This is a genomic window from Microbacterium sp. ET2 (genome assembly GCF_030347395.1).
In the GTDB taxonomy this organism is placed as follows: Bacteria; Actinomycetota; Actinomycetes; order Actinomycetales; family Microbacteriaceae; genus Microbacterium; species Microbacterium albipurpureum.
Genome location: NZ_CP128170.1, coordinates 2,952,056 through 2,966,803, shown reverse-complemented (window position 1 = coordinate 2,966,803; position 14,748 = coordinate 2,952,056). Strand labels below are relative to the sequence as shown.

General features: G+C 67.4%; 13 protein-coding genes. 6 read left to right on the top strand and 7 right to left on the bottom strand.

The window, feature by feature from the left end; genetic code table 11:
• Positions 1-26 precede the first annotated feature (26 nt).
• Both QSU92_RS14350 and manA read right to left on the bottom strand, forming a co-directional pair.
• Positions 27-350 carry a WhiB family transcriptional regulator gene (locus QSU92_RS14350; protein ID WP_124294400.1) on the bottom strand — a complete coding sequence of 108 codons (324 nt, stop codon included), beginning with the start codon at positions 348-350 and terminating at the stop codon, positions 27-29.
• 181 nt (positions 351-531) lie between these two features.
• A complete protein-coding gene (gene manA / locus QSU92_RS14345) occupies positions 532-1,686 on the bottom strand; it encodes a mannose-6-phosphate isomerase, class I (RefSeq protein ID WP_289262825.1) in 1,155 nt (384 codons plus the stop codon).
• Positions 1,687-1,729: 43 nt separating this feature from the next.
• Between manA and QSU92_RS14340 the strand changes: the two genes are divergently transcribed.
• The 4 genes from QSU92_RS14340 to QSU92_RS14325 all read left to right on the top strand — a co-directional run bounded on the left by QSU92_RS14340 (position 1,730) and on the right by QSU92_RS14325 (position 7,652).
• A complete protein-coding gene (locus tag QSU92_RS14340) occupies positions 1,730-3,349 on the top strand; it encodes an O-antigen ligase family protein (protein ID WP_289262824.1) in 1,620 nt (539 codons plus the stop codon).
• Positions 3,346-4,671 (top strand): O-antigen ligase family protein, encoded by a 1,326-nt coding sequence (locus QSU92_RS14335; RefSeq protein WP_289262823.1) that lies wholly within the window; start codon positions 3,346-3,348, stop codon positions 4,669-4,671. The genes QSU92_RS14340 and QSU92_RS14335 overlap by 4 nt, the downstream gene beginning before the upstream one ends.
• 93 nt (positions 4,672-4,764) lie before the next feature.
• Positions 4,765-6,675 (top strand): glycosyltransferase, encoded by a 1,911-nt coding sequence (locus QSU92_RS14330; RefSeq protein WP_289262822.1) that lies wholly within the window; start codon positions 4,765-4,767, stop codon positions 6,673-6,675.
• Positions 6,672-7,652 carry a glycosyltransferase family 2 protein gene (locus QSU92_RS14325; protein ID WP_289262821.1) on the top strand — a complete coding sequence of 327 codons (981 nt, stop codon included), beginning with the start codon at positions 6,672-6,674 and terminating at the stop codon, positions 7,650-7,652. Before QSU92_RS14330 ends, QSU92_RS14325 begins: the two co-directional genes overlap by 4 nt.
• Here QSU92_RS14325 and galE read toward each other — a convergent pair.
• From galE to QSU92_RS14300, 5 genes are all read right to left on the bottom strand, one after another.
• Positions 7,649-8,668, bottom strand: coding sequence for a UDP-glucose 4-epimerase GalE (gene galE, locus QSU92_RS14320; protein WP_289262820.1), 1,020 nt, complete (start codon positions 8,666-8,668; stop codon positions 7,649-7,651). The two genes, QSU92_RS14325 and galE, sit on opposite strands and share 4 nt — an antisense overlap.
• A gap of 36 nt (positions 8,669-8,704) precedes the next feature.
• Positions 8,705-9,442 (bottom strand): ABC transporter ATP-binding protein, encoded by a 738-nt coding sequence (locus QSU92_RS14315; protein ID WP_289262819.1) that lies wholly within the window; start codon positions 9,440-9,442, stop codon positions 8,705-8,707.
• On the bottom strand, positions 9,442-10,239 hold the full coding sequence (locus QSU92_RS14310) for an ABC transporter permease (RefSeq protein WP_289262818.1): 798 nt from the start codon (positions 10,237-10,239) through the stop codon (positions 9,442-9,444). Before QSU92_RS14310 ends, QSU92_RS14315 begins: the two co-directional genes overlap by 1 nt.
• 23 nt (positions 10,240-10,262) lie before the next feature.
• Entirely contained in the window at positions 10,263-11,399 is a 1,137-nt protein-coding gene (gene glf / locus QSU92_RS14305) for a UDP-galactopyranose mutase (protein ID WP_289262817.1), read from the bottom strand.
• 70 nt (positions 11,400-11,469) lie between these two features.
• A complete protein-coding gene (locus QSU92_RS14300; RefSeq protein WP_289262816.1) occupies positions 11,470-11,955 on the bottom strand; it encodes a GtrA family protein in 486 nt (161 codons plus the stop codon).
• 94 nt (positions 11,956-12,049) lie between these two features.
• Here QSU92_RS14300 and QSU92_RS14295 point away from each other — a divergent pair, with 94 nt between their 5' ends.
• Positions 12,050-13,804, top strand: a complete 1,755-nt coding sequence (locus QSU92_RS14295; RefSeq protein WP_289262815.1) for a hypothetical protein — start codon at positions 12,050-12,052, stop codon at positions 13,802-13,804.
• A 112-nt stretch (positions 13,805-13,916) separates the two neighbouring features.
• Positions 13,917-14,747, top strand: a complete 831-nt coding sequence (locus tag QSU92_RS14290) for a glycosyltransferase family 2 protein (RefSeq protein WP_289262814.1) — start codon at positions 13,917-13,919, stop codon at positions 14,745-14,747.
• The last annotated feature ends 1 nt before the right edge of the window (position 14,748 follow it).

Below are 14,748 nucleotides of genomic sequence, written 5' to 3'. Positions count from 1 at the left end.
GCCGCAGCATCCCCTCGTTGTCGTCGTCAGCCGGCCCGCCGCTTGAGCTTGCGGCGCTCCCGCTCGCTCAATCCGCCCCAGATGCCGAACCGCTCGTCGTTCTGCAGCGCGTACTCCAGGCACTCGGTGCGCACGTCGCACGAGGAGCAGATGCGCTTGGCATCACGGGTCGAGCCGCCCTTCTCGGGGAAGAACGCCTCGGGATCGGTCTGCGAGCACAGTGCGTCGGTCTGCCAGCCGAGCTGGGTCTCTTCGTCTTCGACGACGGGACGACGAACGCCCGGGACCCCCAGCTGAACCGGATCGACGAACCAATTGTCGGGAACGCCGGAACGGTATTGCGCCGCCATCTCGTTCTCCCACCTGTCACCCACGCCCTGCTGCGTGTACGAGTAATTACACCCGTGTAGTTCCCCGCGGTCAAGTCGCAGATCGTAAACCCTCAACCGGCGGGTGAATCTTCACGACGCGCCGTCGGCGTGTCGCGGTTCGATCACGCCCCTGCGGATTCCGGCGCAGATGAGAGAAGTCTCATCTGCCGGGTTCGGCGAGGAACACGCGACCGGTGCCGTGGAGCACGACGGCGGGCTCGTCAGGGGCGACGAGAACCGCCCGGCCCGGCCGGAGAGGCACCGCGTCCCCGCTGCCGCCGGCGACGGTGACATCTCCCTCGGTGGCCACGACGAGCGCGGTGCCCGACAGCGCCACCTCCACCGCGCTCCCCCGCACCTCCACCGTGGTCAGCGCGAAGTCGGCGACCGGCACGTCGTAGCGGCCGATGCCGGCGCCGTCGGGGCGGGGGCGCACCACGCGGGCAGGACCCGGCGTGGTGTCGACGATCGCGAGCAGCTCGTCGACGTCGATGTGCTTGGGCGTCAGGCCTCCGCGCAGCACGTTGTCGCTCGCGGCCATGATCTCCACGCCGAGTCCCCGCACGTAGGCGTGAAGCACACCGGCGTCGACGAACAGCCCCTCGCCGCGGCGCAGGGTGACGAGGTTCATCAGCAGGGCCACCACGACGCCCGCATCGCCGGGATGATCGGCGATCAGCTGGCGGGCGTTGGCGAGCTCGGCGGCGAACTCCTCCGAGCGCGCGGACTGCACAGCCCCGAGCAGCGCGCCCAGGTCGTCCGGCGTCGCGCCCGCGAGAGTCCAGGTCAGCGCCGCGCGCAGACCGTCCGCGGGATCGGATGCCGCGAGCACCGCCTCCAGCGCAGCGGCGGCTTCGCCCAGCGCTCCCAGCAGCCGCCGGGTGGCCGCGACGTCGCGGAGCCCCGCCATCGCGACGAACTCGTCGGAGACGGCGACGATGAGCTCGGGCTTGTGGTTCAGGTCGCGGTAGGTGCGGTGCGCGGCATCCACCGGAATGCCCGCTTCCTCCTCCCGCGCGAACCCGTCCTGCGCCTGCGCGATCGTCGGATGCGCCTGGATCGAGAGGGCGGATGCCGCTGCGAGCAGCTTCAGCAGATACGGGAGCCTCGTCGGGGCTCCAGCCGCCCGTCCCTCCTCGGCGAGCCACTCATCCAGCGACCGGCCTCCGACGACCCGGGCCGGCGACCCCGGGTGGTCGCCGAACCACACCTCCGCTTCGGGGCGGCCCGAGGGCTCGCGTCCTTCGAGCTCGGCCAGGAGGGTGGTCGATCCCCAGGCGTAGTCACGGGGATCGTTCGCGATCGGCACCAGCATGGGTCCAGCCTAGGAGCCCGGCCGCCGGTAGCCTGAATGCACCATGGCCGTCCACACGAAGCATCCGGTCGCGGCACGCCCCGGCCCGCCCGTGCGCGAGAAGACAGGGCATCTGCTGCTTCGCGCATGGTGCATCTTCGTCCTCGCCTCGATGCTCGCCGGTGTCGGCTGGGTCCATGTGCTCGGCGATGCCGGGGCCGGGGTGCTCATGATCTCGGCCGGTGTGCTGTCGCTGACGGCGTGGATCGCCATCCGTCCGCCCTTCCAGTGGCGGCGACTGCCGTGGTTCGCGGTGGCCTACGTCGCCTGGGCGGCGCTGTCGCTGACGTGGTCGGCCTGGCTCGGGACATCCGCACTCACCTGGCTCCTGCTCGCCCTCACCACCCTGCAGGGGCTGTTCGTGGCGGCGATGCTGACCTGGCGCGAGCTCATCCGCGCCGTCGCGTCGGCGCTGAAGTGGGTGCTCGGGCTGTCGCTGCTGTTCGAACTGGCGGTGTCGCTCTTCGTGCAGGGGCCGCTCCTTCCCGGCTTCGCCCTCCCCGACCCGACCGTGGACTACGACCCCATCGTCTACTGGTCGCGCGACAACCTCTTCGACGGCGGGCGCCTCCAGGGCGTCATGGGGAACGCCAATCTCCTCGGCCCCGTGGCCCTTCTCGGCATCATCGTCTTCGCGATCCGCTTCGCCGCGCGCGCACCTCGTCGCGTGCTGCTCATCGGGTGGATCGCGCTCGCGGCATTCCTCTACGTGCGGGCGGCCTCGGCCACGGCTTTCCTCGCCGGCGTGCTCGCCCTCATCGTCCTCATCACCGTTCTCCTCATGCGCCGCACGCGCCGGCCCGGGGAGCGCACGCGGTGGTACATCGCCTATGCCGTCATCGCGATCGGCGGGGGCCTCGCGCTGTGGTTCTCTCGCGACGCGCTCTTCCGCGCCGTCGGACGCGAGAGCGACCTCACCGGACGCCAGGGCATCTGGCAGGCGGTACTCGAGCGGGCGAACGAGCGTCCGATCGTCGGGTGGGGTTTCGCGACGCCCTGGCTGCCGTCGGAGCCGCTGTTCGACCGGTGGATCGTCGATCATGGCGAGACAGTGATGCAGGCCCACAACATGTGGCTCGACGTCTATCTGCAGCTCGGCATCATCGGCGTCGTCATCTTCGCTGCGGCCCTCCTGGCCTTCATCTGGCGCGCGTGGTTCTTCGCCATCGACCGGCCCCGGTGGGACCTGCGCGCCGACCGGCCCTACTCTCCCCTGACGCTCCTTCCGACCCTCGTCGGCGCCATCCTCCTCGTGCAGGGGGTCGCCGAGTCCACGCCGCTGCTGATGTGGGGCTGGATGTTCCTGGTGATGCTCGGCGGCAAGATCAAGCAGACCCCGCACGTCGGCGTCGGGCCGACCGAGCAGTCACTGGCGATCGAGCGCGGTGAGTTGATGCTCGACGCCCTCCGCGCCGACAGCCCCCGCCCCCGCGGGCTCGTCGCCACGCCCGCAGGTGCGGTGGTCGCGGGTGCAGCGACCGGCTCTGCCTCGAGCGAGTCCGCAGCCGGCGCCGCGGCACCGGACACCGCCGCATCCGACGCCCCCGGACCGGGCACCGCCGCATCGCACACCGACGCGACGAACACCGACGCATCGAACACCGACGCGAAGCCGGCGCGGTGACCGCAGCGGAGGCGGGCGCGCCGCACCGCGGGTGGGTGTCGCATCTCCTCGAGTCGGCCGCGTTCGCCCGCGCCTATTCGCTGTGCGTCCTGGGAGCGGTGTTCTCCGGTTTCCTCATCGAGCGGATGACCGGTCGCGTCACCTACGTCACGATCCTCGCCGTCCTCTGCCTTTTCGGCGGTGCGATGCTCTTCGTCCGTCGTCGGGAGATCTCGTTCCTGCGGCTCGTGCCGACGACCCTGGTCCTCTTGGCGGGGTGGGCGTTCGTCAGCATCTTCTGGAGCTCGGACCCCACGGGGTCGTTCTGGGGGTGGCTGTCCTTCGTCGCCATCGCCTTCCTCGCCGTCACGCTCGGGCACGTGCGCGACACTCTGCAGACCGCCCGCGCGCTCGGGGACGTGCTCCGGGTGCTGCTGACCGTGTCGCTCGGGGTCGAGATCCTCAGCGGCATCCTTCTCGACACCCCCTTCCGCTTCCTCGGGATCCAGGGGAACATCGCTCAGCTCGGGCCCATCCAGGGCATCTTCGGCACCCGCAACGTGCTGGGGTTCGTCGCCGTGCTCGCCCTCATCACGTTCCTGATCGAGTACCGCACGCAGTCGGTCAGACCCGGCACGTCGCTGTACTCCGTCATCCTCGCCGGCTCCCTGGCCGCGCTCAGCGACTCCCCCACCGTGCTCGTCCTCGCCGTGGGTGTGGGGCTCGCCACCGCCGCGCTCGCGCTCGTGCGCCACACGGCGCCGGCCCGTCGCGGGGCGGTGCAGTGGGCGCTCGGCGCGCTGGTGGTGATCGGGATCGGTGTCGGGTACGTCGCCCGGCAGCCGATCGTCACATTCCTCGGGGCCGGCACCGACTTTTCCATCCGGGTCGAACTGTGGAACCGGATGGTCGATCTCATGCGCTTCCGCCCGGTGCAGGGGCAGGGCTGGTACGGCCCCTGGGACGTCGACGAGTGGCCCTTCAACGCCCTGAACGCCCTGACGCGGACGAACCACGCCACGGGGCTCAACGCCTACCTCGACGTGCTGCTGCAGATCGGCTGGGTGGGGCTGCTGCTGTTCCTGGCGTTCTGCGCCGCCGCACTCGTACGCGCGTGGCTCGACGCCAGCGAGCGCCGGTCGGTCATCTACGCCTGGACGCCCCTGATCCTCGTAGCGCTGCTGATCGACTCGCTGTTCGAGAGCTTCACCCTGTTCGGCATCGGATGGCTCATGCTCGTCCTCTGCGCCGTGCGCGCGGGCCACTCCCGCTCCTGGCGCGAGCGCCTGGGCGCCCCCGACGATGTCGGCCCGGGACTGCCGATCTTCGACGTGCCGCGGTGAGGTGCACCGGCGCGGCCATTCAGGAAGTGCCACCGCGGGCCAGGTAGGCTCTCTTCGGCTCATCGCCTGCACGCATACCTTCGGAGACCTCCCGTGGCCCACGTCCTTTCGAACGTCGTTTTCCCCACGGAACGCGACCCCGATCTGCTCTCTCTCTACATCGACCCGGAAACGTGGTCGGTGATCGATGAGGAGCCGGTGCGTGTGTCCAATCGCGCGCAGCTCGGCCACATCCTCGATCGCACCACCGCCCGTATCGTCCCGGGGCGGCGAGTGTCCTTCGGCACCTACTTCAACGCCTTCCCCGCGTCCTACTGGCAGCACTGGACCGCCGTGCGCCAGGTGAGACTCACTGTTCGCACGTCGGGACCGGTCTCGATCCTCGTGTACCGATCCAACGGAGGCGGGACGAAACAGCGCATCGAGACGCGCGAGGTGACCGGCGAAACGGAGTCCACCTTCGATCTCGTGCTGGATCAGTACAGTGACGGCGGGTTCATCTGGTTCGACCTCGTCGCCGACGAATCCGAGGCCCGTTTCGACGGCGCAGAGTGGACGACCGATCAGGAACCGGTGCGGACCGGGAAGGCGTCGATCGGCATCACGACGTACAACAAGCCCGACTACTGCGTCGCAACCCTTCAGAGTCTTGCGGCGTCACCGGACGTGCTTCCGCTGCTGGATCGCATCTTCGTCGTCGATCAGGGTGACAAGCGAGTCGATCAGGAGGACGGTTACGAGGAGACCGCCGCCGCGCTCGGCGAGCAGCTTCAGATCGTGACGCAGCCGAACATCGGCGGCTCGGGCGGGTTCGCCCGAGCCATGGCCGAAACGCTCGAGCGACCGGACAGCGACTTCGTCCAGCTTCTCGACGACGACGTGCGCATCGAACCGGAGTCCATCCGTCGATCCATCGTCTTCGGCCAGTATGCGTCCGTGCCGACGATCGTCGGCGCGCACATGTTCGATCTTCTCGATCGTCCGAAGCTCCACGCGTGGGCGGAGGTCGTCGACGACGGGCCCTTCATGTGGCGGACGCTCTTCCAGGAGAAGATGCCGCACGACTTCAGCGTCGCCAACCTGCGACAGTCGCCGATCCTCCACATGCGGCTGGACGCCGACTACAACGGCTGGTGGATGTGCTTGATCCCGGTATCCGTCATCCGCGAGATAGGCCTCTCCCTTCCCGCGTTCATCAAATGGGATGACGCCGAGTACTGCCTCCGGGCACGGGACGCCGGCTACCCCACGGTCTCGGTTCCGGGGGTGGCTCTCTGGCACGTGTCGTGGGTCGGCAAGGACGACTCGATCGATTGGCAGGCCTACTTCCATATCCGAAATCGTGCGGTCGCCGCGCTCCTGCATTCCCCGGTCGAGCGTGGTGGCACGCTCATCCGACACAGCCGTCGTGCCGATCTGAAGCATCTGATGATGATGCAGTACTACCCTGTTGCTCTTCGTCACCGGGCCTTGCGCGACGTCCTCTCCGGTCCATCGCACATGGCGCGCAACATCGCGACAGCGATGCCCGAAGCCCGCGCACTGGCGAAGAAGTTCGGCGAGACGACCGTTCACCGAGACACCGGTGTTCCGCTGAGGGCCCGCCGGGGCCGCCTGGTGTACAAGAGGCTGAAAGCGCACACCTTCGACAGTCCTGAGGGGCTGATGCTGCGGTGGTTCACCCTGTCGACCCTGGTTTCCCACTGGTTCCATCGCCCCCGGCCCGAGAACGTGCGAGCCCCCGAAGTCGAGTTCGGAAAGGGCGACGCGAACTGGTGGCGCGTCCCTCTCTACGACAGCGCCCTGGTGAGCGCCGCGGATGGCTCCGGGAAGAACATCTACACGCGCGACCGGGCGAAATTCCGCTCGATGCTCGTAGCGAGCGTGCGGCTTCACCGACAGCTGCAACGCGAGTGGCCGCGGCTGGCCCGGGAGTATCGCGCCGCGCAGGCGGGTATGACGTCACGGGAATCGTGGGCGCGGATCTTCGCGGAGCGGTCGTGACCTCGGCGACCCCTGGCGCCTTCGCTCCGCAGAGCGCGACGATCGCCGTGGTCACGTTCAACCGTTCGGGACTGCTCTCCCGACTCCTCGAGAGCATCGAACGGATGGACCCCAAGCCCGGTCACGTCGTGATCGTCGACAACGCGTCGACAGATGACACCGGCGACGTCGTCGAATCGTTCCGCGACCGTCTCGGCACCGAGCTCGTCTATCGGCGGATGGACACCAACACGGGCGGGTCCGGCGGCTTCAGCGAGGGGATGCGGGTCGCCTACGACCTCGGCTCGACCTGGATCTGGCTGATGGATGACGACGTCGAGGTCCTCCCCGACGGCCTGGCCAAGATGGGCACCTGGGCGCCTCGCTTCAAGAGCATCCAAGGCCGGCGCTACGACTACGACGGCAGCGAGTTCTATTGGCAGTACCGCATCGCCGAGCCCCTCGGCATCCCCATCCCCTTCGCTCCCGCGAGCTTCGACGCCTCCGGCTACAAGGAGATGAACTCGGGATGCTTCGAGGGGATGTTCATCCACCGGGACATCGTCGCCGAGATCGGGCTGCCCGACCCCCGCTTCTTCATCTACTGGGACGACCAGGTCTACGGGTGGCTGGCGTCTCGGATCACGACGTCGGTGATCGTCGACGAGTTCGTGCTGCGTCGCACCCGCGAGATCAAGCAGTGGGACATGGGCATCCGCCACATGAACGCCTCGAGCAACGCCTACCGGTACTACATCATGCGAAATCGCGCCCTGATCAAGCAGTACTACCGTGCGCTGGGCGTGTACCGCGCTCCGCTGTTCGGCCTCGGTACGGCGCTGACCTTCGGGAAAGAGCTGATCCGACTGCTGTTCGTCGAGCGTACGGTTCGAGGCACCTCGAACCTGATCCGCGGGCTCCGTGACGGACGCAAGATCGCAAGCGACGGGTCGTGGCAGCCGATGCCGCCGCTGAAATCGGAGACGTCTCAGCTCTAGGGTGTCCGGTACCCCTGCGGATTTCTGGACTGCCAGCGCCACGCGTCAGCGCAGGCGTCGTCGATGCTCCGTTCGGCGCGCCATCCCCATCGGTTCCACGCCTTGGCGGGATCGCAGTACGAGGCTGCCACGTCCCCGGCGCGTCGTGGCAGCACGGTCGACGGGATCTCGCGCCGAGCTGCCCGCCCGAACGCGGCGATGAGCTGGCGGACGCTGATCGGGACGCCGGTCCCGAGATTGAAGACCTCGTAGCCCGGGCGGGCGTTCTCGAGGGCCGCGACATGACCTGCGGCAAGGTCCATGACGTGAATGTAGTCCCGCAGCCCCGTGCCGTCGGGGGTCGGATAGTCATCACCGAAGATGCCCACGCGCTCAAGCTCTCCGACCGCGACGCGAGCGACGTAGGGCATGAGGTTGGTCGGCACCCCGACGGGGTCTTCGCCGACCCGGCCGCTCGGGTGGGCTCCGACGGGGTTGAAGTAGCGCAGCGCCACCGCACGCACGCCCGGGCCGGCGGCTGCAGCGTCGGCGAGGATCTCCTCCACGATGCGCTTGGTCTTGCCGTACGGATTGGGCAGGTCGAGCCCGGTGGGCGAGTCTTCGACCAGGGGCAGCCGCTCCGGCTGTCCGTACACGGTGGCCGAGCTGGAGAAGACCACTGTCGGGATGGACTCGGCAGCCATGAGCTTGAGCACAGCGACAGCCGATCCGATGTTCACGTCGTAGTACCGAAGCGGATCGGCCACCGACTCGCCGACCGCCTTCAATCCTGCGAAGTGGATGACCGCGTCCAGCGGAGCGTTCTCCGACACGAATGTGCGCACCCGGGCCTCGTCGCGGATGTCCGAGACGAGGAGAGGGATGCCGGCCCCGGTGATTTCTCCCGCCCGAACGAGCGCTTCGAGTGAGGAGTTCGACATGTCGTCCACAACGACGACCTCGTGTCCGGCTTCCAGAAGCGCGATCGCGGTGTGCACGCCGATATAGCCGGCGCCACCGGAGAGGAGTACTCGCACTCCCCCACACTACGAGAGCACCGCTCACGGGCGCGATCAGCCGGTCGGGTAGTCGGCGTTGTACCGATCGAGCACGTCGGCGATCGGAGCATCCAACGCCAGATGATGCTTGTCGAGATAGAGGCCACGACGACAGAATCGACGCAGGTCGCGCTCGCTGTGCGAGACGAAGAACAGCGTCCGCCCGTCTGCCAGCAACTCGTCGATGCGCGTGTAGCACTTCTCTCGGAACGCGCGATCGCCGACGGCGAGCACTTCGTCGACCAGAAGGATCGGCTCTTCCAGCTGCGACACCACGCTGAAGGCCAAGCGCACCTTCATCCCGTTGCTCAGATGCTTGTAGGGGGTGTCGACGAAGTCGTCGAGCTCGGCGAAGTCGATGATGCCGTCGAAGCGGCGCGAGACCTCGGCCCGCGGCATCCCATGCAGTCCGGAGGTCAGCCGCACGTTCTCGCGGACCGTCAGGTCGCCGACGAAGCCGCCCGTGATCTCGATCAGCGGTGCGACTCCCCCGGTGACGCGCACCGAACCCTCGTCCGGGAGGAGGACGCCGGCGACGAGTTTGAGCAGCGTGGACTTCCCCTGCCCGTTCCGGCCGACCACACCGATCGACTCGCCGGGCGCGACGGTGAAGCTCACGTCCCGCAGGGCCCAGAACTCACCGGGTCGCGAGCGCCGGTTCGACCCGGCGAAGAGGTCCTTGAAGCTGCGCCGGCCGCGACGGTTCCGTCGGAACCGGACCCCGAGATCCTCCACCTCGATCGCGTGGGTCATCACAGCTCCTTCAACACGGGGCGTTCGAGCCGGCGGAACACGACAATTCCGAGCACGAGGATCAGGAGCGACATGACGGCTCCGATGGACACCACCCACGGGTCCCACTCCTCCGGGAAGAAGCCCACGCGATAGAGCGCGAAGATTCCGGCCAGCGGATTGAATGCCGCGAGCGTCTCGAACACCCCGGGCAGGTCCGAGACGCCGTAGATGACGGGCGACGCGTAGAACAGCGCCCGCAGGATCAACTTCGTCGTGCGCTCCAGATCGCTCCAGAGGACGCACAACGGCGCCACCAGCAACCCGAGCCCGACAAGCAGAGCGGTCTGCAGCACCATCGCGACGGGGAAGAGGAGCAATCCCCAGTTGAGCTGAATGCCCGGACCCGCGAAGAGGATGAACAGGACCAGCACCGGGATCGAGCAGAGGAACTCGATGCCCTTGCTGAGCACGATGCGGTTGACCCAGATCGACCGCGGGATCGCCGTCGATCGCACCAGCCGCGCGTCCTTGTTGAAGGCCCGTGTGAAATCGGACACCGCTGAGTTGAACCACACCCACGGCAGCAGGGCGACGATCAGGAAGACGATGTACGGCTCATGTCCGACAGTGCGGTCGAAGATCTGCGTGAAGACGAACCAGTAGATGGCGCTCATCACCAGCGGGTCGAGGATCGACCACAGATATCCGAGCGCGCTGGTGGCGTACCTGACCTTCAGATCACGCGCCGACAGCAGCCACAGCGAGTGGACGTAGCGCCGGGCTGATCCGGGGGCGCCGACGGCGGCAGTGGTCACGGGTCGAGTCTATGCGGGCCCGCTCACGCCAGTTGATTGCCCCACATCGACAGCGCGGAGCCGATCGCCATGTGCATGTCAAGGTACTGATAGGTGCCGAGACGGCCGCCGAACAGAACACCCTCCTCGCCCTTCGCGAGCTCGCGGTAGGCCAGAAGGCCGGCGCGGTCGTCAGGCGTATTGACGGGGTAGTAGGGCTCGTCCTCGGCGGAGGCGAAGCGGGAGAACTCGCGCATGATCACCGTGCGATCCCGGGGGTACCGCTCGGAGCGCTCGGGGTGGAAGTGCTTGAACTCGTGGATGCGCGTGTACGGCACATCGGCGTCGGCGTAGTTCATCACCGACGTGCCCTGATAATCGCCGACCTCCAGCACCTCCTCCTCGAAGTCCAGGGTCCGCCAGGACAGTGCACCCTCGGCGTAGTCGAAGTACCGGTCCACCGGCCCGGTGTAGACGACCGGCAACTGCCCGACCACTGCCTTCTTGTGCAGGGGCTGCGACTCGTCGAAGAAGTCGGTGTCCAGTCGCACCTCGATGTTCGGGTGGTCGGCCATTCGCTCCAACCACGCCGTGTACCCGTCGGTGGGCAGCCCCTCCCAGGTGTCGTTGAAGTACCGGTTGTCGTAGGTGTAGCGCACCGGGAGCCGGCTGATGACCTCGGCAGGAAGTTCGGTCGGGTCGGTTTGCCATTGCTTGGCGGTGTAGTCCCGGATGAACGCCTCGTAGAGAGGCCGCCCGATGAGTGCGATGCCCTTCTCCTCCAGGTTCCGAGCCTCGGCGACATCGAACTCGCCCGCGAGCTCCTGGATGAGCGCCCGCGCCTGATCCGGCGAGTACGCAGCAGTGAAGAACTGGTTGATGGTTCCGAGGTTGATCGGCAGCGGGTAGACGACGCCGCGGTGGTTGGTGTACACGCGGTGCACGTAGTCGGTGAACGTGGTGAACCGGTTGACGTACTCCCACACGCCGGGATTGGAGGTGTGGAACAGATGCGCCCCGTAGCGGTGGACCTCGATACCGGTCTGCGTCTCGTTCTCGCTGTAGGCGTTGCCCCCGATGTGGGAACGGCGATCGATGACCGTCACCTTGCGACCCGCCGCCGCGGCCCGTTCCGCGATGGTGAGGCCGAAGAACCCGGAGCCGACGACGAGGAGATCCATGCATCCCATTTCTATACCGCGGTGAGCCACGCAGACCGCGCGACGGCTGTCAAGTTTACCGAGCCGGGCATCAGTCGGCGGACGGTCCCTCGGGCACGGCTTCCACCGCCCCCATGCCGGCAGGCTGTGCCCCCGCTTTGCTGAAGGAGAACACGCGGTGCAGCACATAGGTGACGACGACCAGAAGCACCGTGACCACGAGCTGGCTGATGAGCTTCTCCCCGGCGCTGTCGAAACCGAGGATCGAGGCGGAGAACCAGGACAGCACCAGATTCGCGATCAAGGACCCGAACGTCACAGAGGTGAACTTGAGGAATTCGCGCACGGGGTGCCCGGTCCCGCGGAAGACGAATCGTCGCTGCAGCAGGAACGATGTGAGGTTCGACACGAGCCAGCTGAAGGTGATGGCGATCGCGTAATCGCCGGGAACGCCGGCCGCGTGCAAAAGCAGCAGCGCGACGGTGAACAGACCGTAGGAGAACGCTGTATTCAGCCCACCGAAGAAGAGGTAGCGAACCTCGGGGCGTCCGGCGATCCGGGCAATAAGGCTGCGCACAGCCCGAAACCTTACACCGCCGCGCTGTGCTGATCAGCCGGGTTCAGCTCTTACCCTTGTCAGGTCGATACAGCCTTCGCCTCCAGGAGACCTGATGCGCCCTGCCGTCCGGGCCCGCGGAACGATCATCGCGGCGGTCTTCAGCGTTCTCGCCTACAGCGCGATCTTCCTCGTGCCGGTTCTGACATCGCCGCCGGGTCCGCTGCGTTCCATGAGGACAGCGTTCTGGCATGACCAGCTGGGGTATCTCAGCATCGTGGCGAACGCCGCTGCAGGCAATTACGAGGTAGTCGAGCCGATGACGCTCACCGGCGTCAACCACTATCCCCGCTCGTACTACGTCGGCGTCGGAGCGATCGCCCACCTCGTCGGAATCGAACCCGTCGTCGCGTGGAATGCCGTGTCCATCGCGATGCAGCTTGCCGCGGTCGCGATGCTGGCGGTCACCATGTCGATCCTCGCGCGTCGCTGGTGGGCGGGGCTCTTCGCGTCGGCTCCGTTCGTCGTCGGAACGCTGTCCTTCGTGACCGGCGGTGGCTGGCGCACTCCTCTCGACAGTCACGCGGTGCTGTGGGGCCCCTACGGCGTGATGTTCTCGAGCAACGCTGAAACCGCGGGGCTGAGTGTCATCGTCGTCGTCCTGTGCTCGCTCGCGCTCGTCTGGGCCAGACCGACGTCCAGACCCGCGCGCATCACGGTGAGCATCGGCTCCGCCGCAGCCCTCGGGGCGTTGTCGGGGTTCCAGACCTACAGCTTCATCACCGGCGTGTACCTGGTTGCGGCCATCACCGCGGCGGTGTTCCTTTGGAGAGCCCGATGGTGGTGGTGGGTCGCCTCGGGTGTCGCCGTGCTCGTCGTCATCGTCGGCGGGCCCCTCGTCGCCGACCGTGCCGGCCAGCTGCCCGCTCTGGTGTTCGGGCTCCTCGTCGCCGTTCCCGGCATCCTCCTGGGTGTCGCGAAGTCGCGGGGAATGCTGGTCCTTTACGGGATGATCCTTGCAGCGGTGGCGGCTCCGCCGATCCTCTGGACGGTGAGCGGCATTCTCTCGGGCGACCCGTTCCTCACCTACCGAGTGGCGTCGAATGAGAATCTCGGCGTGGCTCATCGAGAGACACTGATCGCATCACTCCCGGTGGCCCTGCCGATCCTGGTGCTTCTGCTCATCGCCATCACGCGGCGCGACCGCTTCGCCACTCCGGTGCTGTCAGCGGCCGTGCTCACGGCGGCGCTGCTCTCGCTGAATGACCTGTGGGGCGCGAATGCCGAGCCGTACAGGTTCTGGATCGACATGTTCTTCCTCACAGGCGTGGTCGGCGCCATCGTCGCTTGTCTCATGGCCGGGGCGCCGGGCGCACTCGGGAGCAGACGGCGCGTCAGGCCGGCCGTCATCGCCGCCGCCGCCGTCGCCGCGGTCGTCTACGCCCTCTCCCTCGCTGATGCCGTCGCGTTCGTCGTGGACCCGGAGATGTCTGAAACGTGGAACCCCATGAGCTCGCGTGAGCAGGCCATCGCCTCCGCAGCCCGCACCGCCGGCGCTGAAGAGCCCGGGCTGATCGCGACGGACTCGTGCGTGGACCCACGGACGACGAAGATCACCTCCCAGCAGACGATCGCCTATTACTATCTCGGGATGGCATGGCCGGCGCAGGTCGACGCCGTGGGCGGGCTGATCGAAGGACGTCTGGAAGGCACGCTGGACGGAACGGACATCGCAGCCTCGGGTACCCGGTGGCTCCTGACTGACACGTCGTGCGCGCCCGTGCAGCTGAATGGAATCGACGAGATCGATGCGCAGAGGTTCCCCTTCGAGGGCGGAGAGATCGTGCTGACCCGCATCGACGCACGTTGAGCGCGAAGGGAGTGAGAGTCGACCTCGACTAAGCTCAGAAGCTGTTTGACCTCGCGCTGGATGCGCTCGCGGTGGACGGGATATGGCCCACGCCGCGCGAAAGGAGTCTCACGTGAGCACGCCCACGATCAGCGTCGTCGTGCCCGCATACAACAACGGACGAACTCTCGACGAGACCCTGCGCTCGGTCCTCGACCAGGACGTCAGCGGCCTCGAGCTCATTGTGGCCGACCATTCCTCATCGGACGACACTGCGGCCGTCATGAGCCGGTTCGCCGACGACGATCGGGTGACACTGCTCTCGACTCCGGCCGGTGGCGGCGCCGGCCGGAACTGGAATCGGGTCACAGAGGCCGCATCGGGCGAGTTCATCAAACTCGTCTGCGGTGACGATGTGCTGCGCCCAGGAGTCCTGAAGCGACAGGTGGAGATTCTGCGCGGCAGCGGTGCCGTTCTGACCGCCTGCCGGCGGGACGTCGTGGATTCCGAAGGACGGGTGGTCGTCAAAGGATGGGGCCTGCGCGGGATCGGCCGCCCGATGCCGGGGAAGAATGCGGTGCGCGCCGCGGTGCGCGCAGGATCGAATCTCTTCGGGGAACCGGCCTCGGTCATGATGAGACGTGAGGCGCTGACCGAGACGGGGGGTTGGTTCGATCGTTTCCCCTACCTCATCGACCAGGCCACCTACAGCAGGGTTCTCCTGCACGGATCGTTCGCCCCTGACTCGACGGTGGGTGCGACCTTCCGCATGAGCGCCAGTCAGTGGAGCGTTGCTCTCGTCCGTGAGCAGTCGGGGCAGGCGCGGGCCTTCCACGCATGGGTGAGGAGCCGATACCCCGATGTCGTGACAGCGGGAGACGTCCGAATGGGCGACCTGCGGGCGGGGATCATGGCTCGCGCGCGTCGGCTGTCCTATGGTCTGCTGAAGAGGAGGATGCGGTGAG